The sequence below is a fragment of the Streptomyces sp. NPDC048639 genome, from assembly GCF_043199075.1.
In the GTDB taxonomy this organism is placed as follows: domain Bacteria; phylum Actinomycetota; class Actinomycetes; order Streptomycetales; family Streptomycetaceae; genus Streptomyces.
This window is the reverse complement of record NZ_JBICVP010000002.1, coordinates 866727-890853: the sequence shown is the minus strand read 5'-3', so window position 1 is coordinate 890853 and position 24127 is coordinate 866727. Positions and strand designations below refer to the sequence as shown.

25 protein-coding genes and 1 pseudogene are annotated in these 24127 nt (G+C 71.9%); 19 read left to right on the top strand and 7 right to left on the bottom strand.

All coding sequences use genetic code 11. The features are described from left to right. Positions 1–359 precede the first annotated feature (359 nt). The 7 genes from ACGFNH_RS08235 (at position 360) to ACGFNH_RS08205 (ending at position 8707) form a co-directional block, all read left to right on the top strand. Positions 360–1514 (top strand): ParA family protein, encoded by a 1155-nt coding sequence (locus tag ACGFNH_RS08235; protein WP_393652195.1) that lies wholly within the window; start codon positions 360–362, stop codon positions 1512–1514. Further along, positions 1499–2194, top strand: a complete 696-nt coding sequence (locus ACGFNH_RS08230) for a hypothetical protein (RefSeq protein ID WP_393652194.1) — start codon at positions 1499–1501, stop codon at positions 2192–2194. The genes ACGFNH_RS08235 and ACGFNH_RS08230 overlap by 16 nt, the downstream gene beginning before the upstream one ends. A 593-nt stretch (positions 2195–2787) precedes the next feature. Beyond that, a complete protein-coding gene (locus tag ACGFNH_RS08225) occupies positions 2788–4818 on the top strand; it encodes a segregation/condensation protein A (RefSeq protein WP_393652193.1) in 2031 nt (676 codons plus the stop codon). Positions 4819–5177: 359 nt separating this feature from the next. Then, complete coding sequence (scpB, locus tag ACGFNH_RS08220; protein ID WP_393652262.1) at positions 5178–5777, top strand: SMC-Scp complex subunit ScpB; 600 nt, start codon at positions 5178–5180, stop codon at positions 5775–5777. 11 nt (positions 5778–5788) lie between these two features. Beyond that, the gene (locus tag ACGFNH_RS08215) at positions 5789–6841 is read left to right on the top strand and encodes a pseudouridine synthase (RefSeq protein WP_393652192.1); all 1053 of its coding nucleotides are present in this window, start codon (positions 5789–5791) and stop codon (positions 6839–6841) included. Positions 6842–6869: 28 nt separating this feature from the next. After that, positions 6870–7895 carry an ADP-ribosylglycohydrolase family protein gene (locus ACGFNH_RS08210; protein WP_393652191.1) on the top strand — a complete coding sequence of 342 codons (1026 nt, stop codon included), beginning with the start codon at positions 6870–6872 and terminating at the stop codon, positions 7893–7895. A gap of 47 nt (positions 7896–7942) precedes the next feature. Further along, positions 7943–8707 carry a DNA polymerase beta superfamily protein gene (locus tag ACGFNH_RS08205; protein WP_393652261.1) on the top strand — a complete coding sequence of 255 codons (765 nt, stop codon included), beginning with the start codon at positions 7943–7945 and terminating at the stop codon, positions 8705–8707. Here ACGFNH_RS08205 and ACGFNH_RS08200 read toward each other — a convergent pair. From ACGFNH_RS08200 to ACGFNH_RS08185, 4 genes are all read right to left on the bottom strand, one after another. Beyond that, positions 8636–9376, bottom strand: coding sequence for a DNA polymerase beta superfamily protein (locus ACGFNH_RS08200; RefSeq protein ID WP_393652260.1), 741 nt, complete (start codon positions 9374–9376; stop codon positions 8636–8638). The genes ACGFNH_RS08205 and ACGFNH_RS08200 overlap by 72 nt on opposite strands. A 40-nt stretch (positions 9377–9416) precedes the next feature. After that, positions 9417–9779: a DUF952 domain-containing protein gene (locus ACGFNH_RS08195; RefSeq protein ID WP_393652190.1), complete on the bottom strand. Its 363-nt coding sequence runs from the start codon at positions 9777–9779 to the stop codon at positions 9417–9419. A gap of 128 nt (positions 9780–9907) precedes the next feature. Further along, on the bottom strand, positions 9908–10114 hold the full coding sequence (locus ACGFNH_RS08190) for a DUF397 domain-containing protein (RefSeq protein WP_393652189.1): 207 nt from the start codon (positions 10112–10114) through the stop codon (positions 9908–9910). Continuing rightward, positions 10090–10929, bottom strand: a complete 840-nt coding sequence (locus tag ACGFNH_RS08185; RefSeq protein WP_393652188.1) for a Scr1 family TA system antitoxin-like transcriptional regulator — start codon at positions 10927–10929, stop codon at positions 10090–10092. Before ACGFNH_RS08185 ends, ACGFNH_RS08190 begins: the two co-directional genes overlap by 25 nt. 130 nt (positions 10930–11059) lie before the next feature. Here ACGFNH_RS08185 and ACGFNH_RS08180 point away from each other — a divergent pair, with 130 nt between their 5' ends. The 7 genes from ACGFNH_RS08180 (at position 11060) to der (ending at position 16458) form a co-directional block, all read left to right on the top strand. Next, entirely contained in the window at positions 11060–11320 is a 261-nt protein-coding gene (locus ACGFNH_RS08180) for a hypothetical protein (RefSeq protein WP_393652187.1), read from the top strand. Further along, the gene (locus ACGFNH_RS08175; RefSeq protein ID WP_393652186.1) at positions 11317–11565 is read left to right on the top strand and encodes a hypothetical protein; all 249 of its coding nucleotides are present in this window, start codon (positions 11317–11319) and stop codon (positions 11563–11565) included. Before ACGFNH_RS08180 ends, ACGFNH_RS08175 begins: the two co-directional genes overlap by 4 nt. A gap of 314 nt (positions 11566–11879) precedes the next feature. Beyond that, complete coding sequence (aroH, locus tag ACGFNH_RS08170) at positions 11880–12242, top strand: chorismate mutase (protein WP_393652185.1); 363 nt, start codon at positions 11880–11882, stop codon at positions 12240–12242. After that, positions 12239–13324 carry a prephenate dehydrogenase gene (locus tag ACGFNH_RS08165; protein ID WP_393652184.1) on the top strand — a complete coding sequence of 362 codons (1086 nt, stop codon included), beginning with the start codon at positions 12239–12241 and terminating at the stop codon, positions 13322–13324. The genes aroH and ACGFNH_RS08165 overlap by 4 nt, the downstream gene beginning before the upstream one ends. A gap of 240 nt (positions 13325–13564) precedes the next feature. After that, entirely contained in the window at positions 13565–14278 is a 714-nt protein-coding gene (gene cmk, locus ACGFNH_RS08160) for a (d)CMP kinase (protein ID WP_393652183.1), read from the top strand. Positions 14279–14343: 65 nt separating this feature from the next. Further along, positions 14344–14931 carry a lysophospholipid acyltransferase family protein gene (locus tag ACGFNH_RS08155; RefSeq protein WP_393652259.1) on the top strand — a complete coding sequence of 196 codons (588 nt, stop codon included), beginning with the start codon at positions 14344–14346 and terminating at the stop codon, positions 14929–14931. A 66-nt stretch (positions 14932–14997) separates the two neighbouring features. Then, positions 14998–16458, top strand: a complete 1461-nt coding sequence (der, locus tag ACGFNH_RS08150; RefSeq protein ID WP_393652182.1) for a ribosome biogenesis GTPase Der — start codon at positions 14998–15000, stop codon at positions 16456–16458. Positions 16459–16686: 228 nt separating this feature from the next. On the opposite strand, the gene ACGFNH_RS08145 is transcribed toward der, so the two are convergent. Beyond that, entirely contained in the window at positions 16687–16962 is a 276-nt protein-coding gene (locus ACGFNH_RS08145; RefSeq protein WP_393652181.1) for a hypothetical protein, read from the bottom strand. 203 nt (positions 16963–17165) lie between these two features. Continuing rightward, entirely contained in the window at positions 17166–18074 is a 909-nt protein-coding gene (locus ACGFNH_RS08140; protein WP_393652180.1) for a hypothetical protein, read from the bottom strand. 531 nt (positions 18075–18605) lie between these two features. Between ACGFNH_RS08140 and ACGFNH_RS08135 the strand changes: the two genes are divergently transcribed. Beyond that, positions 18606–19235, top strand: coding sequence for a transglycosylase family protein (locus tag ACGFNH_RS08135; RefSeq protein ID WP_393652179.1), 630 nt, complete (start codon positions 18606–18608; stop codon positions 19233–19235). 191 nt (positions 19236–19426) lie between these two features. Beyond that, on the top strand, positions 19427–20491 hold the full coding sequence (locus ACGFNH_RS08130; protein WP_393652178.1) for a transglycosylase family protein: 1065 nt from the start codon (positions 19427–19429) through the stop codon (positions 20489–20491). On the opposite strand, the gene ACGFNH_RS08125 is transcribed toward ACGFNH_RS08130, so the two are convergent. Beyond that, positions 20412–20720 (bottom strand): hypothetical protein, encoded by a 309-nt coding sequence (locus ACGFNH_RS08125; protein ID WP_393652177.1) that lies wholly within the window; start codon positions 20718–20720, stop codon positions 20412–20414. The genes ACGFNH_RS08130 and ACGFNH_RS08125 overlap by 80 nt on opposite strands. 145 nt (positions 20721–20865) lie before the next feature. Between ACGFNH_RS08125 and ACGFNH_RS08120 the strand changes: the two are divergent. From ACGFNH_RS08120 to ACGFNH_RS08110, 3 genes and pseudogenes are all read left to right on the top strand, one after another. After that, positions 20866–21565 (top strand): annotated as a pseudogene (locus tag ACGFNH_RS08120) (amino acid ABC transporter substrate-binding protein); the annotation flags it as partial. A 176-nt stretch (positions 21566–21741) separates the two neighbouring features. Beyond that, entirely contained in the window at positions 21742–23013 is a 1272-nt protein-coding gene (locus tag ACGFNH_RS08115) for a glycosyltransferase family 4 protein (RefSeq protein ID WP_393652176.1), read from the top strand. After that, on the top strand, positions 23010–24119 hold the full coding sequence (locus tag ACGFNH_RS08110; RefSeq protein ID WP_393652175.1) for a hypothetical protein: 1110 nt from the start codon (positions 23010–23012) through the stop codon (positions 24117–24119). The genes ACGFNH_RS08115 and ACGFNH_RS08110 overlap by 4 nt, the downstream gene beginning before the upstream one ends. Positions 24120–24127: the final 8 nt, after the last annotated feature.

Genomic DNA, 24127 nt, shown 5'->3' with positions numbered 1-24127 from the left:
AACATCGTCAACACCGCGCATCCGGCCGGGCCTTGTCGACCAGGGTCCGGCCGCATGCGTGCCGGTGTTTCCCGTACACCCATTCAACTCGCCGCGAATGCAACCCATTAACCGGTTCGCGCAGGCGAAAAGTGAGGGCTGTCGAGGTCGTTACACCCTTGACATAAGGGCGTTCGGATGCCGACACATCATGCCGGGTCCGGTGGATTGTGTTGCTGTGAACCATCGACACGCCATAGAGTCGCCAACCGTCGGCATGGTGTCACGCTGACCTATCGATAAGTTTCCCGGCCACATCCGAGGAGGTAAGACGACTTGTGAATGAGTCGACATTTACTCCCGGAGGTGGACAACCAGGGATGGGACCTCTACGACCCGAGGGCGTGGGGGTGCCTTCAGTGCGGGGCCAGGGGCCCTTCGGGCTCGAGGCTGTCGGCTCCGTCGCTGTCAACACCCTCGCAACCCGCCAGCAGAGCACGACAGCCCACCAGAGCATGGACGGCCATCACGTGAACGCCATGGCCGGCGACAAGCGCGGGTCGGATCCCGCCACCCGGTTCGCCGACTACGACGACCTGCCCCAGGGGCACTTCTACGACCCCGACGCCGAATACGAGCCGGACCCGGAATACGCGGCGACGCTTGCACCGGACGCTGCCCGCCAGCGCCGGGAACGCATCGGCCCGACCGGGCGGCCACTTCCGTACTTCCCGATCCCGGGCCCGCTGACCGACCACGGTCCCGCGAAGATCATCGCGATGTGCAACCAGAAGGGCGGGGTCGGCAAGACGACCTCGACCATCAACCTGGGCGCGGCACTTGCGGAGTACGGACGCCGGGTGCTGCTGGTCGACTTCGACCCGCAGGGCGCCCTCTCCGTGGGCCTCGGCGTCAACCCGATGGAGCTCGACCTCACGGTCTACAACCTGCTCATGGAGCGGGGCATGTCGGCCGACGAGGTCCTCCTCAAGACGGCTGTCCCCAACATGGACTTGCTGCCCAGCAATATCGATTTGTCAGCCGCTGAAGTGCAGTTGGTCAGCGAGGTCGCCCGGGAGTCCACGCTCCAGCGGGCGTTGAAGCCGCTGATGGCCGACTACGACTACATCGTCATCGACTGCCAGCCCTCGCTCGGCCTGCTGACGGTCAACGCGCTCACCGCGGCCCACAAGGTGATCGTGCCGCTCGAGTGCGAGTTCTTCGCACTGCGCGGTGTGGCCCTGCTCACCGAGACGATCGAGAAGGTCCAGGAGCGGCTGAACCCGGAGCTCGAACTCGACGGCATCCTCGCCACGATGTACGACTCGCGCACGGTGCACAGCCGCGAGGTCCTCGCGCGCGTCGTCGAGGCCTTCGACGATCACGTCTACCACACGGTGATCGGCCGGACCGTCCGCTTCCCCGAGACCACGGTCGCGGGCGAGCCGATCACGACGTACGCCTCCAACTCCGTGGGTGCCGCCGCGTATCGCCAGCTCGCCAGGGAGGTGCTCGCCCGGTGCCACGCCGAGTGAGTCTCCCGGGGGCCGACGAACTGTTCCGCACCACCGGGGGGACCGCTCTCCAGCCGTCGTCCCCCCGGCAGCACCCCAACGGGGAAGCACCGGGGACGGCGCCGCGCGTGCCGGCCCCGGCGGGCGAGCAGGACCCGGCCGGCAAGGCGGGGCCCTCCGCCTCCAAGGCGCCCGGCGCGCCTTCGGGATCCTCCACCCGGTCCGGCACGTCAACTCCCGCGTCCGGCAAGGAAACCCCGGCCCGTGCGCCGGTGGACGGATCCTCGGCCGAGCACAGCGGGCGGGGAAGCGGCGACGAGAAGCAGGGGGACGTCCGTACGCCGCAGCAGGCCGCCGCCCGGCCCCAGTCCCGCCCGGCCCAGGAAGGGCCCGCGGCACCGCGCTCCGCGCCCGGCACGAACCCCGCCCAGCAGAACGTCGGCGCCCAGGGACGGCGCCGCTCCCGTTCGTCGGCGTCCCGCCGCCCGAGCGGCCGGGAGCGCCACGACGAGAAGATCACCGTCTATGTCTCCGCCGAGGAGCTCATGGACCTCGAACACGCGCGGCTGGTGCTGCGCGGCGAGCACGGGCTCGCCGTCGACCGCGGCCGCATCGTCCGTGAGGCCGTGGCGGTCGTCCTGGCCGACCTCGAGTCGCGCGGCGACGCGAGCATCCTGGTCCGCCGCCTCCGCGGCCGCTGAGACGCGCTGCCCGGTCTGCCGCCCCGGCATGCCCCGGAGGCCGGCCGCACAGGCCCGTCGTCCCGGCTGACCGGTCCGGCCCGTCGTCCCGGCCGATCGCGTCCGTCGCCCTGACGGATCGCCTCGGTCCGTTGCCCTGGCCGAACCTCGGTCCGTCGCCCTGGCCGATGGCCTCGGTCCGTCGTCTCGGCCGATTGTCTGGGTCCGGCGCCCTGACCGATTGCCTCGGTCCGCCGTCCTGACCGATTGTCCGGGTCCCTCGGTCCTGGCCGACTGCCCCGGCCGACCGCCGAGTTGGGCACCTCCGCTGCCTGGCCGGGTCCTCCGCCCACGACGGTCTGCCCCCTCCTCCGACGCCGCCGTTCGGTTGCCGCCGCTTCCTCCGACGTCCGGTTGCCGACGGCTGCGATCCGGGTGGGCCGCCCCGCTGCCGTGACCTCCGCCGGTCGCCGATGCCCCGGCCGACCGCTGCCGCCTGACCCCGTAGGCGGGCCGCGGGAGGTAATCTGCCGATTCCGCGGGCCGGTCTCCGGCGTCCGGCCCCGGTGACCCCGCCCCGGCTTCCGTCGGGGAACCCCAGACCCTGGACCGCAATGCCGACGAACGACGCCTCCGCCCCCCGCCCCGCCCGCCGCAGCCTGGGCCGCGGCCCGGGGACGACCACGCCGTCCCCGGCGCCCGCACCGGCCGTACCCGGGCCGGACCACGAGGCGTCCGCACCGGGGCACGAGCAGGAGCCCGGGCCCGGATACGAGCAGGAGCAGGGCTCCGCGTACGAGCCGGGCCACGGCCCCGGGTACGAGCAGGAGCAGGGCTCCGCGTACGAGCCGGGGCACGAGTCCTCCGACGGTGACCACGGCACCTCCGTTGCCGCCGGCCCCCAGCCGCCGCCTGCCGAGGAGTCGGGAGGCGCCGCGCCCGCGCCGCGCGACGGCGATCCCAGCGGCCACGGCTCGGAGGAGGGACACGAGGAGAGGCGGGTGGAGACGTCCGCCGAGCGGGACCCCTCCGCCTCCGGCGCTGCGGGTGTGACAACAGCTGCCGTCACCGCGGCACCGATCGCCGAACCACCGGCACCTGTCGCCGAACCACCGGCACCCGGTGTCCCGGAGGAGCCGGTGTCCGTACGCGGGCGAGTGCCGACGGGGGATGAGACCGGAGACGGTCTCTCCGCAGGCGAAGTGGGCGGGTACGACGAGCCCTCTGCGGATGCCGCCTCCGAGGGCGGCGAAGCGCCCGCCCGAGCCACGTACGGTGCGCTGTCCGGGGAAGCGTCCGTCCGCGGGAGCGCAGCCCTCATGCCCGGCGACGCCTCGCAGGATGGTGCCGAGCCGTTCGGCACGGCCGAAGAAGCACCGCCGGTCGCCGCGCCGGACGTCACCGGCCCCGCCACGCCGGGCGCCTCCGTCGTACCCAGGTCCGCTGCTCTCGCTGCACCCGCCGACTCACCCGGCACCGGCACCGGCACCGGCACCGGCACCGAAACCGAGGCTGTCGGCGAAGCGTCGGCGACCGAGGACGGGCAGCGCGACGACGTCGTACATCCGAGTGTCGAGGAGCGAGCCCGCACCGATGCGCCGGGCAGCACCGCCACGCGGCAGGGCACCGGCGCGCAGCCCGGCGCCGATGTGCAGCCCGGCGCCGAGGAGTTGCCCGGCGCCGGGGAGCGAACCGGCGCCGCTTCGCCGGACAGCGTCGCCGCACAGCGGGGCGGCTCCGACGCGGTGTCCGGCGGCGCAGCGCAGCACGGTGGCGATGTGCCGCACGCCGGCACGCACGCCGCCGGTGTCGGCGGTGAGGAGCCCAGTGGGCGCTTCACCGTGCGGCTGGCCAACTTCGAAGGCCCCTTCGACCTCCTCCTCCAGCTCATCTCCCGGCACAAGCTCGACGTCACCGAGGTCGCACTCTCCAAGGTCACCGACGAGTTCATGGTGCACATCCGTGCCATGGGCGCCGACTGGGACCTCGACCAGACCACCGAGTTCCTCGTCGTCGCCGCGACCCTGCTCGACCTCAAGGCCGCCCGGCTCCTGCCCGCCGCCGAGGTCGAGGACGAGGGCGACCTCGCGCTCCTGGAGGCACGCGACCTGCTGTTCGCGCGCTTGCTGCAGTACCGCGCGTACAAGGAGATCGCGGAGATCTTCAACGAGCGGCTGGCCGCCGAGGCGCAGCGCCATCCCCGTACGGTGGGCCTGGAGCCGCACCATGCCGAGCTTCTCCCCGAGGTCGTCATCAGCATCGGCCCCGAGGGCTTCGCGAAGCTCGCCGTGAAGGCGATGCAGCCGAAGGCCAAGCCGCAGGTGTACGTCGATCACATCCACGCGCCGCTGGTCAGCGTCCGCGAGCAGGCCGAGGTCATGGTGGCGCGGCTGCGGGACGTGGGCGAGACGAGCTTCCTGACGCTCATCGAGGACGCCCCCGACACGCTCACCGTCGTCGCCCGCTTCCTCGCCCTGCTCGAGCTCTACCGCGAACGTGCCGTCGTCCTGGACCAGGAGGAGGCCCTCGGGTCGCTCATGGTCCGCTGGACCGGCGGGGAGGACGGGCGGGAGCCGGTGGTCACGGACGAGTTCGACCAGGTTCCGGGCGAGCGGGCCGCCGAGAAGGAGAAAGAGAACGCATGAGCAGCGACGACGTGGCCCCCGGCACCGATGAGCCCCTCGGCACCGACGTGGCGCCCGCCATCCCCGCGCCGGCCGACCCTGACGTGCCCCACGGCATCCCCGCGCCGTCCGGCACGGACGGTCCCTCTGACGCCGATGTGGCGCTCGCCATTCCCGCGCCGACCGCCTCCGACGAGATCGCCGCCTCCGACGAGATCGCCGGCACCGACGACATCGCCGCCCCCGACGAGACCTCCGCCCCCGACGTGTCGTACGACGTGGCGTACGACACGGAAACCGCCGACGGGGCCCACGAGCCGCAGGAGCCCGGTGCGGCCGCCGCCGACCCGTCCCCCGCCGGCACCTCGGCCGTCGCCGAGCTGGACCTCAAGCCCGCCCTGGAGGCGGTCCTGATGGTCGTCGACGAGCCCGCCACCGAGGAGCACCTCGCCAAGGTGCTGGAGCGCCCCCGGCGGGCCGTCGCGGACGCCCTGCGCGAGCTGTCCGACGAGTACACGGTGCAGCGCCGTGGATTCGATCTGCGGCTCGTCGCCGGCGGCTGGCGCTTCTACACCCGGCCCGAGTACGCGGACGCCGTGGAGAGCTTCGTCCTCGACGGCCAGCAGGCCCGCCTCACCCAGGCCGCGCTGGAGACCCTGGCCGTGGTCGCGTACCGCCAGCCGGTGAGCCGTTCCCGGGTCTCGGCCGTACGCGGCGTCAACTGCGACGGCGTCATGCGCACCCTTCTCCAGCGTGGTCTGGTCGAGGAGGCGGGCACGGAACCGGAAACAGGTGCGATCCTGTACAGGACGACGAACTACTTCCTGGAGCGGATGGGCCTGCGCGGCCTCGACGAGCTCCCCGAGCTCGCCCCCTTCCTCCCGGAGGTGGACGCGGTCGAGGGTGAGTCCCAGGAAGGCGTGCCGTCGTTCGATCCGGACGCGCCGGACACCGGCGCGGACGACAGCAGGCACTCGTAGACGGATATTTGATGCGAAGCAGTGGCAGGAACAGCAGGGGCAGCAGCGGCAGCAGCGGCAGCAGTGGCAACCGGAATCCCCGGGGGGCAGGCAGCGGCCGCGACGACAAGCAGAAGCGCACGGGCCGGCCCCGTCCCGAGGAGCGCCGCCACGACGCCGGGGGCGGCCAGGGCGGAGGCAAGCCGGGCGCCGGCAAGAAGGGGGGCCCGCCTGCACAGGGGCGCGGCCGGGGCCGCGGCTCCACTCCGGCCCGACCGCGTGAGTACGAGGCCCAGATCGAGGAGCGCAACCGCGCACGCCACGACAAGCCGCAGGTCAAGCTGCCGAAGACATTCGGCGAGCAGGAGGGCGAGCGGCTGCAGAAGGTCCTCGCCCGCGCCGGCATGGGCTCCCGCCGGGCGTGCGAGGAGCTGATCGACCGGCGCCGTGTCGAGGTGAACGGCCAGGTCGTCACCGAGCAGGGCCTGCGTGTGGACCCGGAGAAGGACGAGATCAGGGTCGACGGGCTGACCGTCGCCACCCAGTCGTATCTGTTCTTCGCGCTCAACAAGCCCGCCGGGGTGGTCTCCACGATGGAGGACCCGGACGGCAGGCAGTGCCTCGGGGACTACGTCACGAACCGCGAGACGCGCCTGTTCCACGTCGGGCGTCTCGACACCGAGACCGAGGGCCTCATCCTGCTCACCAATCACGGCGAGCTGGCCCACCGCCTCACCCACCCCCGGTACGGCGTGCAGAAGACGTATCTGGCCGCCATCCAGGGGCCGATCCCGCGCGACCTCGGCAAGCAGCTGAAGAACGGCATCCCGCTCGAGGACGGGTACGCCAAGGCGGACCACTTCAAGGTCGTCGAGAACACCGGCAAGAACTACCTCGTCGAGGTGACTCTGCACGAGGGCCGCAAGCACATCGTGCGCCGCATGCTCAGTGAGGCGGGCTTCCCGGTCGACAGGCTGGTGCGGACGAGCTTCGGGCCCATCCCGCTCGGCGACCAGAAGTCGGGCTGGCTGCGGCGGCTGACCAACACCGAGGTGGGGATGCTGATGCGCGAGGTGGACCTGTAGAGTTATCGTCACCATAACGCTAAGTGCGATGAGGGGGGCGGACGTTGTGAGGCAGGCTGCCGCGGGAAGTCTGATCGGGCTGGCGCTGGGGGACGCTCTGGGATTTCCCACGGAGTTCAGCGACGTGCCGTCCATCCTCGCCTCGTGCGGCCCCTGGCGGGAGATGGACCTGCCCGAACCCGCCCTCGTCACCGACGACACCCAGATGACCCTGGCGCTGGGGCAGGGACTCCGTACGGTCCTCGACCGCGGCCCCCTCACGCCGGAGCGCATGGAACCGCCGGTGCGTGCGGAGTTCGTCACCTGGTGGCGTTCGCCGGACAACGACCGCGCGCCCGGCATGACCTGCCTCGACGCCTGCCAGAAACTCAGCCATGGCGAGCTGCCCTGGCAGGAGGCCAGCCGGGTCGGGTCCAAGGGCTGCGGGGCCAACATGCGGGTGGCACCCGTGGGTCTGCTGCCCGGCCTGTCGGCCGAGCAGCGCGCGGGCGCCGCCCAGCTCCAGTCGGCGCTCACCCACGGCCACCCCACCGCACTGGCGGCCAGCGACCTCACGGCCCACACCGTCCACTTCCTCGCCGAGGGCGGCGCCCCGGCCGAACTGCCCGCGCTGCTGCGGGAGTACGCGCACAAGCACCGTGGCACGTACCACGAGCGCTGGCTCGGCGACCTCTGGAAGCACGCCCAGGACCCTTCGCCCGTCGCGTTCATCGAGCGCGGCTGGGACGACTGCCTGGCCGTGCTCGACCGGCTGGACGAGGCACTGCGCCGCCCCGACCCGGAGGCCGACCCGTGCCTTGCCACCGGTGCGGGCTGGATCGCCGAAGAAGCCCTCGCCACCGGCCTGTTGTGCTTCCTGCTCTTCCCCGACGAGCCGGTCACCGCTCTCCGCCGGGCCGCCTGTTCCTCCGGGGACTCGGACTCGATCGCCTGCCTGGCGGGCGCGTTCGCGGGAGCCCATCACGGCCTGGACATCTGGCCGTCGCGGTGGGCCGACCGCGTCGAGTACCGCAGCGAACTTCTGTCCCTGGCCGCGATCTGGGACTTCCGGTGACGCACCCGTACGAGGCCGTAGCACCGCCCGCCGCGTCCGCGGAGCGGCTGCGCGCGGCGGGAGTGCCGCTCACCGACCTGCGCCCGGTGGTGGCGGAGCACGGCCGCGACCCGGTGTTCGCCACGGTCTCCGGGGCGCATCTCTACGGGTTCCCGTCCCGCGACTCCGACATCGACATCCGCGGCGCCCATCTGCTCCCCGTACGCGACCTCGTCGGTCTCGGCGAGGCCGAGGAGACCCGCACCCGGACCGGGGACCGTGACGGCGTGGAGACGGACGTCGTCACCCACGATCTGCGGAAGTTCGTCCGGCTGATGCTGCGTCGCAACGGCTACGTGCTGGAGCAGTTGCTGTCCCCGCTGATCGTGCACACCTCGCCCCCGCACGCCGAACTCGTCGCGCTCGCCCCCGCGGTGGTCACCACGCACCACGCCCACCACTACCGGGGGTTCGCCCGAACGCAGTGGCGCCTCCATGAGAAGACGGGCGAACTCAAGCCGCTGCTCTACACCTTCCGGGCCCTGCTGACCGGGATCCATCTCCTGCGCAGCGGAGAGACCGTGGCCCATCTGCCCACCCTCGCCGAGGAGGTGGCCGAGGCCCCGGCCGCACGCCTCACCGACGGCATCGCGGCCAAGGTGCACGCCGAGCACGCCCCGGCGGAGGAGGTGGCGGCCGGTGCCGACCGCGACGTCGACGCCCTGCACGCGGTCCTCGACGCGGAACAGGCCGCATCCCGCCTACCGGACGCCCCGGGGGCGTACGACGCGCTCGACGACCTGCTCGTGCGGGCCAGGCTTGGCCGCGGCTGACGCCCGGCGCACCCGGATCAGGAAGTCCTCGACGCGGGCGCGGTCCGGCTCGGCGGGGAGGGGAGTCGTCAAGGCCGCGGCATCGGCCTCGCCGGCCAGCGTCCGCATCCGGCGCTCGACCTCGGGCCAGGGCACCTCGCCGCGCTTGACCTCCAGGAGCCGCTCGCGCTCCGCGCCGACGTCGAGGACCAGCTCTCCGGTGGTGAGCAGGTCCCGGCAGGAGGCGAGCAGCCGCAGCAGATGCATCGCGTGCTTCCAGCGCGGCGATCCGTGCCGGTCGATATGCGCCCGGAGTTTCCGGTGCTGTCCCGTCGCGTACCGGACGAAGGTCCGGTGCACCTCCGCGGACAGGAACGCGCCCCGCAGGGCGACCAGTTCGCGGCCGGTGGCCTCCAGCCGCTCGACGAGCGGGGAGTGCAGGCACTCCAACACGTTCGGGTTGGCCCGCAGGGCCAGTTCGCAGAAGCGTTCCAGCTCCCAGGAGAACTGCTCCTCGGCCGGGCCGTCGACATGCGTGGGCGGCTTGCCGAAGCGCCAGAACAGCGGCGTGGGGGCGACGTACACCCCGCGCCGGTCCGTGTCGCTGTCCTCGGTGGCGAGACCGAACGCGCGCGAGCCCATCACGCACGCGTAGACCGTGTGGTCGCGGACGAGCGCCTCGGGCGTCAGGGGGAGCTGCGGCACGGCCGTCATCGTGTCAGACCCGAGTTCAGGACCAGAGCGCCAGCCCCGTGGCATGACCGTCCGCCTCGCGCTGGACCTCCATCATCCCGACCACCGCGGAGCGGTTGATGTGGCCGTAGACGTGCGGGAAGAGCACCCCGGGCGCGACACCGGGCGGGGCGGGGGAGGTGGCGGGCTCCCAGCGGACGGGTGCGTCGAGCAACTCCTCGTCGATGAGAAGGACCATGAGCGGGCCGACCGCCTCGCGGTAGAAGGCGTCGGCGACCGCGACGGTGGTGGCCTCGTCGGGGGAGCAGTGGACGAAGCCCTCGTCGGCGAGCGTGGCAGGGGCGTACGGGCGCTCGGGGACGGCCAGCCAGGCGTCGAGCGGGACCACGTGGAAGATCATGCGCAACACCATACGAGGTGTCAGTGTCCGTCCAGCGGTTCCACGGTGGGCTGTTCCTTCCTGGTCAGAAGCGCCGAAAGGGATGAGCCCCGCGCTCGGCCGAGAGCGGGGCCCGTGAGCCGCTGGGTTCAGAACTCTCCGGCCTTCACTGCGGAGACGAAGGCGGTCCAGGAGTCGGCGGGGAAGGCCAGCGCGGGACCCTCGGGGTCCTTGGAGTCGCGAACCGGAACCGCGTCGTACCCATCGGCCACCTCGATGCAGTTGCCGCCCGACTCATTGCTGTAGCTGCTCTTGCGCCAGGTGGCGGCGCTCAGGTCCGGCTGTTCGGCGCGCATGCGTAATGCTCCTTCATCACCGTGCGAATCAAGTCCGTTGACGCTGCAGGGCTCAGTGCGTTCGCGCCCAGGCGATCGTAGACGACGCTGTGACGTGCGACATCGTCCGGTTCCTCGCTCAGAGCCCCGGACTTGATGCCTTCGAGGTACACGACGCGGGTCCCGTCCTGGAGGGTCAGAAGCGTCATCGAGCCACTCATGGCTGCTGGGTCGACCCTGTCTCTGGGGCAGATCCGTACGGTCACGCGTTCGCTTCGGCCTACGTGGATCAGATGATCGAGCTGCTCGGCCATGACCTCATGGTTGCCCACAGCCCGATAGAGAGCCGCCTCGTCCAGGATGGTCCAGATCCAGGGTGGACTGTCGGCGCCGAGGATGGCTTGCCGGTCGAGTCGGGCCGCGACGGATTCCTCCAGGTCCCAGTCCCCATAGACCTGTCCGGCACGGAGCATCGCCCGCGCGTAGCGCTCGGTCTGGAACAGGCCGGGCACCACCTGGGTCCACTCATGGATCACGGTCGCGTTGCCCTGCAATTCCATGAAGCGCCGGGAGAAGTCCGGGTAGGGGCTGTGGGTCATGTGCGGCCACAGCTCAATGAGGGCTCCGCCGGCGTTGAGGGCTTCGTCCAACTGGTCCGTCAGCTTGGCGCCGGGCGGGTCCGTGGCCAGCTCGATCTTGGCGATTCGGGTGTGGGAGACGAACACGCGGTCGCCCAGCTCCCGTTGAGTCAGGGCAGCGGTCTCACGCAGCCTGCGGACTTTGGCCCCGAGGAGGTGAGCGACGCTGACCGACGGGTCCAACTCCTTGGACGGCAAAGCTGATTCCCCACTTTCCGGCGCCCGTATTCAAGTCGATACCCCTGGTGAGCGTACCGCTACTCGCCGATGCTCGTGAGCAGAGAGTCAACGGACGGTCACGCGGACCGGGCCGCTCGGATGCAACGAAATGGACAGCACAGTGACGTACCTCGGGCCAAGCGGGCAGGAACCGGACGGCGGCGTACGGGGCCACATCGACGTGGCGTATCAGGAGGCGGACGACGCGGTCGACCTTCTGCGGGACGCACTCAGGCGCATCGGTGTCACGTTGCCGTCCCTGGGTGTCGACGATCACCGAATCGGGGACGTGCACCTCGTCGAGCTGGGCCGCGTCCGGCCGGACATCGCCCTGAAGCTCGCCGACGTGATCGGCGGCGTGGCCCCGTGACCGAATCGCAGCCGCTGCGGGGCCAGTTGGGCCCGGTGGTCGGCGACCTGGCCAAGGACACCTCCAGTGGTCGCGTGGGGATCGTCATGGGCACCCTCGGCGGATCCATCCAGCTCCGGCCGGTCAACGGCGGCACGGAATGGGACGTGCGGCCGGACCGGGTCCGCTCCCTCACGGCACGAGAAGAGCTGAGTGCCCGTCTGGCGATCCGCAACCACGACACCGTACGGGGGTGGGGCAAGTGATCGATGTCGTGCGGGCGGTCGGCCGATACGCCGGTGTTCTGCTGATCATCCTGATCTCCGCCGCGTGCGGTGCCGTCATCGCTCTGAGCATCGCGGCCGGTCCCCGGTAGGCCCGGGGCTGCGTCCGGGGCCACGTCCGGTCGCGGGTGCGGGGGAGACCCCGACCCCGGCCGGTCCCGGCGACGCCCCATCGATGGTGCGGGCCCTACCCGGCTGTCTCGCGAAGCGGTCGCCCGGGCTGCCGGGCAGGACGGCTGACTACCCTGGTCGCAGCAGATCCGAACTGTGGCGGGACAGCACGAGGGAGCGACGACGTGGCGGTACGAGCGGTCCGTGGGGCCGTCCAGCTCGAGCGGGACGAGTCCACCCATATGCACGACCAGGTCGGCGAGCTGCTGACTGCCGTGCTGGAGCGGAACGGTCTCTCCGCCGACGACCTCATCAGCGTGTGGTTCACGGCCACGCCCGATCTGCACGCCGACTTCCCCGCGGCCGCGGCCCGCAAGATCGGCATCGTCGACGTGCCGCTCATCTGCGCCCAGGAACTCGACGTCGCCGGCGCCATGCCGCGCGTCGTCCGCGTGCTCGCGCACGTCGAGACCGGGCTCGCCAAGTCCGAGATCTCCCACGTCTACCTCGGCGCAGCCGCCGCTCTCCGCAAGGACATCGCCCAGTGAGAACCGCTCTCGTCATCGGCACCGGACTCATCGGTACCTCCGCCGCGCTCGCATTGGCCGGGCGCGGCGTCCGCGTCCATCTCATGGACCACGACCCCGCGCAGGCCCGTACGGCCGCGGCGATGGGTGCGGGCATCGATGAGGAGCCGGAGGGGCCGGTCGACCTGGCCGTGCTGGCCGTGCCGCCCGCGCACGTCGCCCGTGCCGTGGCCGATGCGCAGCAGCGCGGGCTGGCCCGTGGCTACATCGACGTGGCGAGCGTCAAGGGCGGGCCGCGCCGCGAGCTGGAGACCCTCGGCGGGGACCTGACCCTGTACCTCGGTACGCACCCCATGGCCGGGCGGGAGCGCTCGGGCCCGCTCGCCGCCACCGCGGACCTCTTCGAGGGGCGCCCCTGGGTGCTCACCCCCACCCGGGACACCGACACCGAGGTGCTCAACCTCGCGCTGGAACTCGTCGCCCTCTGCCGCGCCGTTCCGGTGGTGATGGACTCCGATGCCCACGACCGGGCCGTCGCCCTCGTCTCCCACACCCCGCAGCTGCTGTCCAGCATGGTCGCGGCCCGGCTGGAGCGTGCCGAGGAGGCGGCGGTACGGCTGTGCGGCCAGGGCATCCGGGACGTGACCCGGATCGCCGCCTCCGACCCCGCCATGTGGATCGACATCCTGTCCGCGAACCCGGGGCCCGTCGCCGACGTCCTCGCCGCCGTCGCCTCCGACCTCGACGAGACGGTCCAGGCGCTGCGCGCCCTCCAGTCCGCCGACGAGGTCAAGCGGCGGGACGGCTCGACCGGTATCGAGGACGTGCTGCGGCGCGGGAACGCGGGACGGGAACGGGTGCCGGGCAAGCACGGCGCGGCCCCGGCCACGTACGAGCTCGTCACCGTCCTCATCGGGGACCAGCCGGGCGAACTGGGCCGGATCTTCTCCGACGCCGGGCGCGCGGGCGTCAACATCGAGGACGTCCGGATCGAGCACGCCACCGGGCAGCAGTCCGGTCTGATCCAGCTCCTGGTCGAGCCCGCGGCGGCCCCGGTCCTCACCAGCGCCCTGAGGGAGCGGGGCTGGTCGATCCGGCGGTAGCGGCCGTCCTGCGGGAACGACCGGCGGGAACGTCCTGCGGGAACGACCGGCCGGGACGGAACCTGGCCGTCGTCACGGAGCGGAGCATCATGCGTACGAGGTGTGCCGCACCGTACGCGACCGCCCCGGCACCGGCCGCGGAGAGGCCGGAGGAGGGCTGCACGAGGCGGTCCCGACAGTCGGTAACCTTGTCCGAAGGCTTTGTCGCCCTGAGCAGATCCGCCCCGTGTCACAGGAGAGGTGTTCGTCACCGTGGAAACCGCCGCCAGGACCGCACCGGCATCGGTGATTGTCGCCATCGACGGCCCCGCAGGGACGGGCAAGTCGAGCACGTCCAAGGCCGTGGCGGCCAAGCTCGGCTTCGGCTACCTGGACACCGGCGCCCAGTACCGGGCGATCACCTGGTGGATGCTGGCCAACGACATCGATGTGAGCGACCCGCAGGCGATCGCCGTCGTCGTCGACAAGCCCGTCATCGAGTCCGGCACCAACCCGTCCGCCCCGACGATCACCGTCGACGGCACGGATGTCTCCGGCCCGATCCGTACGCAGTCCGTGACCTCCGCCGTCAGTGCCGTCAGCGCGGTACCCGAGGTGCGCGCCCGGATCACCGGCCTGCAGCGCGCCATCGCCGCGGCCGCCGCCCCCGGCATCGTCGTCGAGGGCCGCGACATCGGCACCACCGTCCTGCCGGATGCGGACCTGAAGATCTTCCTGACTGCCTCCGCGGAGGTCAGGGCCGCTCGCCGCAGCGGAGAGCTCAAGGGCAAAGAGGCCTCGGACCTCGTGACCACGCAGGCCGCGCTCGCCAAGCGCGACGCCGCCGACTCCAGCCGCAAGACCTCGCCGCTGGCCAAGGCGGACGACGCGGTCGAGGTGGACACCACCGAGCTCACCCTCGACCAGGTCATCGAGTGCGTCGTCACGCTCGTCGAGGAGAAGCGGAACGCGTGACCAGTTCGGACACGCTGCCCAGTGCGGGCGGCGCGGCGGCCGGCCGCCGACTGGGCATCGGCCTGATGCGCGGATTCTGGAGACCGCGCGTGCTGGGAGCCTGGCAGGTCCCGGCGACCGGCCCCCTCATCCTGGCGATCAACCACTCCCACAACATCGACGGCCCGATGGTGATGGGTACGACACCCCGGCCGGTGCACTTCCTCATCAAGAAGGAGGCGTTCACCGGTCCGCTCGCCCCGTTCCTCCGCGGTATCGGGCAGCTGGAGGTGGACCGTACGATCGCCGACAGGACCGCGATCACGCGTGCCCTCGGCGTACTGGAGCGCGGCGGCGTCCTGGGGATCTTCCCGGAAGGGACCCGGGGCGAGGGCGACTTCGCCTCGCTGCGCGCCGGACTCGCGTACTTCGCGGTGCGCTCGGGCGCGCAGATCGTGCCCGTGGCAGTGCTCGGCAGCACCGAGCGGCAGAGCCGGCTGGTCCGCGCTGTGCCGCCACTGCGCGGCCGGGTCGATGTGGTCTTCGGTGCACCGTTCGCGGTGGGGGACGGCAGCGGCAGGCGCACCCGCAAGGCCATGGACGAGGCCACGGTGCGCATACAGGAGCGGCTGACCGCGCACCTGGAAAACGCCAGGCGTTCCACCGGACGCTAGGCGAGACTTGACCTGGTGATCCGTACGGGGTCGCCACGGCTGATGGACGACGAGGAAACAGACTTCATGAACGACCAGATCCACTCCGGCGACGAGCACGGTGAGCTTGGCGACGCCGAGTACGCGGAGTTCATGGAGCTCGCCGCAGACGAGGGCTTCGACCCGTCGGAGGTCGAGGGCGACCTCGCCGCCGCGGGTCACGGTCCGCTGCCCGTACTCGCCGTCATCGGGCGCCCCAATGTCGGCAAGTCGACCTTGGTGAACCGCATCATCGGACGGCGCGAGGCCGTCGTCGAGGACAAGCCGGGCGTCACCCGCGACCGCGTGACGTACGAGGCCGAGTGGTCGGGCCGCCGCTTCAAGCTCGTCGACACCGGCGGCTGGGAGCAGGACGTCCTCGGCATCGACGCGTCCGTGGCGGCCCAGGCCGAGTTCGCGATCGAGGCGGCCGACGCCGTCGTCTTCGTGGTGGACGCACAGGTCGGCGCCACCGACACCGACGAGGCCGTGGTCAAGCTGCTGCGCCGGGCGGGCAAGCCCGTCGTGCTGTGCGCCAACAAGGTCGACGGCCCCTCCGGCGAGGCCGACGCCGCGACGCTCTGGGCCCTCGGCCTCGGCGAGCCCCACCCGGTCTCCGCCCTGCACGGCCGGGGTACGGGCGACATGCTCGACGAGGTCCTCAAGGCGCTTCCCGAGGCCCCGGCCCAGACCTTCGGCGGGGGTGTCGGAGGCCCCCGCCGGATCGCGCTCATCGGCCGCCCCAATGTCGGCAAGTCGTCTCTGCTCAACAAGGTCGCGGGCGAGGCCCGTGTGGTCGTCGACGAACTGGCCGGCACCACCCGCGACCCGGTCGACGAGATGATCGAACTGGGCGGCCGGACCTGGAAGTTCGTCGACACGGCCGGCATCCGCCGCCGTGTGCACCTCCAGGAGGGCGCGGACTACTACGCCTCACTGCGCACCGCCGCCGCCGTCGAGAAGGCGGAGCTTGCGGTCATCCTCATCGACGCGAGCGAGACCATCAGCGTCCAGGACCAGCGGATCATCACCATGGCCGTCGAGGCCGGGCGCGCGCTGGTCATCGCGTACAACAAGTGGGACAACCTGGACGAGGAGCGCCGCTACTACCTCGAGCGCGAGATCGAGACCGAGCTGGTGCAGGTCCAGTGGGCGCCGCGGGTCAACGTCTCCGCGCGCACCGGGCGCCACATGGAGAAGCTCGTACCGGCGATCGAGACCGCCCTGGCGGGATGGGAGACCCGCATCCCGACCGGGCGGCTCAACTCCTTCCTCGGCGAGCTGGTGGCGGCTCATCCGCACCCGATCCGCGGCGGCAAGCAGCCCCGCATTCTCTTCGGGACGCAGGCCGGGACCCGGCCGCCGCGTTTCGTGCTGTTCGCCTCCGGCTTCCTCGAGGCCGGCTACCGCCGCTTCATCGAGCGGCGGCTGCGCGAGGAGTTCGGCTTCGAGGGCACCCCGATCCAGATTTCCGTACGGGTGCGCGAGAAGCGGGGACGCAAGAAGTAGCGGCCGGGCGACCGGGCGGGCGGCACGGGGCGCCCGCTACGGTCGTACGTCCACGGACGGCACCGCGTCTCCTCGGACCGGGCTCGCGTCCCCGGAGACCGCGGAGTCCTCTGACAGCACGGAGTCCTCGGACACCGCGGAGTCCTGGGACCCACCGCGCGTTCGAGGCACGGCCTCACGGCACGTGCCTCATCACCGCTACACCACGCGCAGAGGACCGGCCGGACGTCAGAGCCCGTGCTTGCGGTTGTCGCGCTGCGCGGGAGGCAGAGCGGGCGGACCCGCGCGGTGCTGTCCCCGCGCGCCCGAGTCCCAGCCATCGGCGCGCTCCCACGAGCCCCGGGGCTCACGGTTGCCGAAGGGCTTGAACCCGAGGTCCTCCTCGCCGGACCGGTCGCCGGGCAGCGCCTTGAAGGAGCGGCGGTACTCGGCATACAGCGAGTCGTAGATGGGCGTGGCCGACTGGTGGCCGCTCGCCGGTCGCGCGTCGTGAGGATGACGCATGCCGGGGATGTGGCCCTGGTAGGGAATTCGGGCAGGGGGGTCATATGCGTGCACATAGGTGCCAACGACCTCCTCGCCGCTCGGATGCGGCCGCGCCCCGAAACCCCCTGATCGGCGCGGTGTGAGGGGAACGGCTGACCGGATGGAACGGTGTCTTCCGTTCGCCGGCCCGCCGTTCGCCGGCCCGCCCTCCGGGGTCCGGGTCATGTGCCCGCCAGCGGCATGACGGCGGCCACCAGCTCTCCACGGGCAGCGGCCTTGTCCAGGGCGTCGCGCAGCAGGTCCTCCCGCGGCTGCTGACCGATGGCGCCCACGGGGGCGGCGAACACCAGCACCTTGGAAGAGCGGTTCACGGCCGTACGCCAGTTCTCGGTCACCAGCATGGGCTGGTGCGCCTGCCACCACGAGACCGGCTGGCCGCCGCCGGTGCCCGGCATCAGGATGGCGTGGAGCTGGCCCATCGCCAGCAGCACGGACCAGCCGGGGAGTTGGGCGGGTACGTTCTCCACGTCGTGCACCGGCATGAAGCCCTGCTCGATGAGCAGCGGCAGGAACTCGTCGCCGGGGCCGTCCGTGCCCGGCCGCGCGATCGGCCCGGTCGGCTCGACGACCAGCGCCGGGAAGAGCTGGCCGCTCACCAGGACGAGACCACTGGTCACGCCGATGACGGCCTGCCGCGGTTCCAGGTGGAAGTCCTCCTCCTGGTGCGGTTCCAGGCTGAAGTCCTCGTCGTGGAGCGGCGCCGACCGGAAGTCGTCGGCGGTGCGCGGGGCCGGCGTCAGGCCGTCCGGGCCGTGCGGTGTGGGGACCGGCTGCGGCTGCGGTACGCCGCCGTTGTCGCCGGTGATGCTGCGGACTGCGCCCTGGAGCTGCTCCTCGGAGACCGAGACGACCTGGGAGGGGATGCAGCTCGCGTGGGCGAAGGCGAGGACCGCCGTCTCGTCCCCGACGAACAGCACGGTGCTGGTGCGCTCCTGGGCGGTGTCGCCGGGGGTGCGGCAGGAGGTGCAGTCGTAACTGCCCGGGGCGTTCTCGCCCGCGACCAGCCGGTCGGCTTCTTCGTCACCGATCTCGGCGCGTACGTCATCGCTGACGTCGAGCATGCGCGGCACTGGAGGGCTCCTCGAACTCGGGGATGGGCGCCGGAGAAGAGAACCCGGCTCATAAGAGGACAACGGGTGATCTGTGGGCGGAGTCACGCGCGCACGCCCGCGGAATCGGCGCGTTGGGCGCGGAGCGTGAGGGAGAGGCCGGAATGCATCACTCCCCGTCAATTCCTGGGGATGGGTTGATGGTTGGCGCAGGTGAGGTGAACCACACGACGTGAGGGGATGTGGCAGAAATAGCGCGATATCGAGCGATGTAGTGGGTGTCCGGAAATCGGCGATACCCGGGGTAACTCGCAACTGGCCTGGGGCGACAGGGAGTTGTTTGATTCCCGACGAGTCCGCTGCCTAGATTCTCCGGCCGTGTGCACCGAGCACCGCCCGGGAACACCCGCCACCCGCCCCCCGCACCACTGGGGGCGCACGCACCACCAGCATCACCTCCCCTCGGCGGGCGGGGTGGAACGGCACGCCGACGCCGGACGCGTACGGCAGCCGGACCATCCAGGGGGCCCCGGGTCCGTGGAGAGGGAATACATGTCCAAACGTCGTCGAGAGACAGCAGCGCTCACCGGGGCCGCCCTGATCGCAGCCCCGCTGGCACTGCTCGCCGCCGCCGGTCCGGCCGGCGCGGCGGACACCGGAGTGTGGGACCGCATCGCCGCGTGCGAGAGCGGCGGCAACTGGCACATCAACACCGGCAACGGCTACTACGGCGGCCTCCAGTTCGCCGGCACGACCTGGAGCGCGTACGGCGGCACGTCCTACGCGCCGACGGCCGACAAGGCGAGCCGTGCCCAGCAGATCGCCGTCGCCACCAAGGTTCAGGCCGCCCAGGGCTGGGGCGCCTGGCCCGTCTGCGGAGCCCGCGCCGGGGCATCGGGCGACGCACCCGCGAACTCCACCCCCGCGGCCTCGGCGCCGCGGTCCGAGATCGCGGCCGTGAAGCCCACCAAGCCCTCCCGGCCGCGTCAGGCCCCCGCCCGTACCGACGGACACACCGACCGCAGCCAGGACCGCGCCGACTACACCGTCGAGCAGGGCGACACCCTGGGCTCCGTCGCGGAGGCGCACGGCACCACCTGGCAGGCCGTCTTCGAGGCCAACCGCGCCGTGATCGGTGACGACCCGGACCTCATCCTGCCCGGGCAGCGGCTCGACCTCTGATCCGGCCCGCTCCAACTCGCCTCATCACGCCCCACCCGGTCCCCGGGGACGCGTCCCGCGGGACGGCACTCGGCCGTCCCGCGGACTGTCCCATCGTCGGCTTGTCGGATAGTCCGACCGGGTGGGGCTCGGTGCGTCCGAGGGCGCGGCTCCCCGGGATACGCCCGAGGGTCTGCTTAGCGTCTGGCGGCATGTCCCATGTTCTGATCGGCAGGTCAATGGTTCTCGCCTTCGCTGCGCTCATGGCCATGGCGCCAGGAGCGTCGGAGGCGGCGGCGCCCGCGGCCCCCAGCACGGACAAGTCACCCGGCGGCGCGGGCAGGAACGGCAAGAACGGAACGGGCGGGAAGTTCGGTACGGGCGGGACGCTCGGCAGGAGCGCTGGCGGAACGAAGAGCGTCATGGGCGTTCTCGCCGTCAGCAGCGGCAAGAGCGGCACTGCCCGCAGGAGCCGCGGCGCCGCACTCGCCACGCGGGACGGCACGGCCCGCAGGAGCGTCCGGAGCGCCAAGGACAACGACGGGAACACCGGCAGTACGGGCAGTACGGCCGTCTGGGACCGGCTCGCCCAGTGCGAGAGCAGCGGCCGCTGGCACATCAACAGCGGCAACGGCTACTTCGGCGGACTGCAGATCCACCACCGCACCTGGGTGGAGCACGGAGGCCTCGTCTTCGCCGCGCGGGCCGACCTCGCCACCAAGCAGGAACAGATCACGGTGGCCCGGTCCGTCCAAGCCAGGCAGGGCTGGAACGCCTGGCCCGTCTGCGCCAAGCGGGCCGGAGCCACGTCCCCCGTCCGGCCCGCCACGCAGGTGGACGCGGCCCGGGCGGTATCCCGGCGGATCCACGTCGTACGGGCCGGTGAGACGCTGTCGTCGATCGCCAGGCGCTATCGCGTACCCGGCGGCTGGCAGGCCCTCCACAAGGCCAACGCCCGCGTGATCGGCTCCGACCCGGACCGGCTCGTCCCCGGCACCAAGCTGCGCGTGCCCGTGGCCCGCCCGGCCAAGCGCCCCGCCGTCCGGCCCGCGGCCGTGTCACGACCGGCGCCGAAGCCCGCGGCCCGCCCGGCAGCCGCCGCTGCTCCGGTCCCGGTCCCGGTCGTGAAGCGTCCGGAGCCGGACCGTACGCCGTCCCCCGCCGCCGCCCGGGGTGCCGGTGGCGTGGTGCCGGCCGTCAGCCCCGCCGCTCGCCCCGCCGGTCCGGGCGCGCGGAAGCCGGCGACTCCTCCGGGATCTCCCCGGGCTCGGCGCTGAACACCACGGCAACGCGCCGCAGTACGTGCACCACGCTCGCCTCGGCGCGCAGGGCGGGCGGCAGGGCATGTTCGGCCACCACGACCGTCCGCCCGCCCGCGGCCACCTCGCCCAGCAGTGCGTACGTAGGGGCCCCCGTCGCCGGCGACATGCCCTGCGACGGCTCGTCGAGCAGCCGCCGCAGCAGCAGACGGGCGGGCTGCAGCAGGGCTCGCGCCGCGGCGAGCATGCGCTGCTCGCCACTGGAGAGCGTGGCCGCCCGGCGTTCCGAGAAGGGGTACCGGCGCGGGGTCGGCCACCGCCCGTCCGGGGTCCGTGCCCCGGCGGGTCGCCGGCGCCGGATTCTCCGCGAGGGTGAGGGCGGCGGGCACCCACCCGGCTGGGACGCTGGGCTCGACGGCGGCGCCGAGGTCCACCGCTGTTTCCAGCGCGAGCAGGGTGCCAGGACCGCGGCCGTCGTCTCGTACAACCAGGCGTCCTCGGCGGCGTACGCCCAGCTCATCAGCCGCGGGCTGAAGGCCGGGGGCTGCAAGGTCGTGAGCGAGGAGGTCGACTTCGCGCTGCCCAACTTCCGGGCCGTCGGTAACGGCGATGACGAACGTTCAGAACTGGTCCGGCTCCGTCGCCGAGGACTGCAAGGACTCGCCGGCCTGCCGCAACACCCTGTGGGCGACCGGCTCCAGCCGCATCCACGACGACACCGGCAACCCCGCCGTCCGGGCGTTTCGGCACGGTATGCGAGGGCACGCGGGCGGAGACCGGTTGTCCCGATGGGAGTTGGAGGGGTGGGCGGCCGCGATGTGGTTCACGGATGCCGCGGAGTCGTGCGGCGACCGGCTCACGCGCGCATGCGTCGAACGCTTCATGAACCGCGGCGAGCCCTGCACCGCGGACGGGCTGCCGCTCCCCGCGCGCTTCACCCCGACGGACAGGCCGCCCACGACGCGGCGCAACTGCCCCTCCGTCGCCCGTTGGAGTGACGATGCGCAGGAAGGGAAGGGCGGCTGGGTCACCCAAGGCGGTGACATGACGCGGAACTGCTTCGCGGTTCCCCATCTCCCGTACAGCCCGTGATGTAGCAGTGGAGACGATGAAATCTCGGCTGTGGTTCCCCAAAACAACTCTCGAATCCGTATCTCTTGTGGAACAAGACGGTGATAGAGACCAACCCTGACCATGGCGGACCGGTCTAACCCTTCGGTAGGCGGACGAGCCGGGCTGTCCGCAGGAAACATGAGATACGGGGACGGATGCACATCTCATTCCTTATCCACAACGCGTACGGCATCGGTGGGACGATCCGTACGACGTACAACCTTGCCCGCACCCTTGCCGAACAGCACGACGTGGAGATCGTCTCGGTCTTCCGTCATCGCGACGAGCCGGTCTTCGAAACCGGCCCGAAGGTGCGGCTCAGTCACCTCGTCGACATCCGCAAGGACAGCCCCGGTTACGAAGGGGACGCGCCGGAGCACCGGCGTCCCGCCCGGGTCTTCCCCAAGTCCGAGGGCCGCTACGACCAGTACAGCGAACTCACCGACCAGCGGATCGCCCACCACCTGAGAACCCTCGACGCGGATGTCCTCGTCGGCACCCGCCCCGGGCTCAATGTGCACATCGCCCGGCAGGCGCGCAGCGGCCCCGTACGGGTGGGACAGGAGCACCTGACGCTCGACAGTCACTCGGCCGACCTGCGCAGGGAGCTGCGCGGCCTCTACCCGCGGCTCGACGCGGTCACCACCGTCACCGAGGCGGACGCCGGCGCGTACCGCGGCAAGCTCCGGCTGCCCGGTGTACGGGTGGAGGCAGTCCCGAACAGCGTGCCCAAGCCCGCCGTCGAACCCACAGACGGCACCGGCAAGTGGGTCGTGGCCGCGGGGCGCCTGGCCAAGGTGAAGCGCTACGACGTGCTCATCAAGGCCTTCGCCGCCGTGGTGGAGCAGCGGCCCGACTGGCGGCTGCGGATCTACGGCGGCGGCGCCGAGAAGGACAAGCTGCGCCGGCTGATCGACGAACTCGGCCTCTACAACCATGTGTTCCTGATGGGCCCCGCCAACCCCATCGAGGCCGAGTGGGCCAAGGGCTCCATCGCCGCGGTCACCTCGAGCCTGGAGTCCTTCGGTATGACGATCGTCGAGGCCATGCGCTGCGGCCTGCCGGTCGTCTCCACCGACTGCCCGCACGGCCCCGGCGAGATCATCGACAACGGGGTGGACGGGCTGCTGGTGCCGCCGCGCAAGCCGGAGGCCGTCGCCGCCGCCCTCCTGGAACTCATCAACGACGAGCCCCTGCGGCACCGTATGGGCCAGGCGGCCCTCGACAGTTCCGCCCGCTACGACCCCTCCCGGGTCGCCGGGCGCTACGAGTCCCTCTTCTCCGACCTCGTCGAGCAGGCGGGACGCGGCAGCGCCCGAGCCCGGCTGCGCAGTTCGCTGCACCGCACGCGTGGGGCGTTGGTGGGCGGTGCGTACGCGTTCCGGGACGCCGGCCGAACCGTGCTGCGCAAGGGACGGCCCGCATGACCGCCTACGCGGGCCTCCCGACGGGGACCGGACGCAACGCCGGGAAGTGGCGCACGTCCGCGAACGGAAGCGCCTCAGGGGCGGATCCCACCACCGAGACGACGCCGGACACCCGGACGTCCCCGACCACAGAGATGCTCCGGACCAGCGAAATGCTCCAGACCCCCGTGCCGTTCGAGACCGGAACACCCGAGGAGACCCCTGCCGTGTCCGTCCCGCCGCGACGCTCCGACTGCATTGCGGACTCCGCCGGAGGGCTCACCTTCGACCTGGTGGACTGCGGTACCGCCGGTGGCGCCGACGGCAGTTGGGACGCGGCACTCGTCCTGCGCGGGCGAGGCGCGAACTCCACCTTGGACGAGGTGCGGCTCCCGCTCGTCCCGGCCGGTGACGGCCGGCTGCGCGCGGTGCTGCCGAGCACGATGGCGCTGCCCGAGGGGCGCTGGGACGCCTACGCGGAGGTGGGCGGCAGTGCCTCCGCGGCGACGCCGGGCGAGCCGGACCGGCTCCTGCCCGGCATCCTCGACCTCCGCTCCCTCGTCGACCGCAGGCCCGATACCGACCGCCCCTCGGTCGCCGTCCGGATCCCGTACGCCACCAAGCACGACAACCTCTCCATCCGGAGCTGGTTGCGTACGCCGCACGCCGAAGCGGGCGAGCTCCGCCTGTCGGACGGGGTGATGACGGTCCAGGGCCGGCTCTTCGGTGCTTCGGCAGGGACCGGCGCCCTCGCCGAGGCGCGCTCCCGCCGCCACCCCTCCGTGGTCCGTACGGTGCCCGCGTCCGTCGAGGACACGGTCCGCGACGGCGCCACCGGCCACCACTTCGCCTTCACGCTCGCCTTCAAGGAGCTGGTGGAGGCGTGGCAGGGCGGCCGCGAGCCGTGGGATCTGTGGCTGCGCCCCGCCCCGGACGAGGAGCCGGTCAGGGTCGCCCGCATCCTCGACGACGTGCCGGACAAGAAGCACATCTTCACCTACCCCGTGCAGCCGCTGACCTGCTCCGAGCACGGAACCGCCGAGGCAGGCCCGTACTACACGGCGGACAACGACCTGGCCGTCCGGGTCGCGCCCGCGGGCGAGAGCGGGGACGACGAGCCGAACTAGCCCCCGCC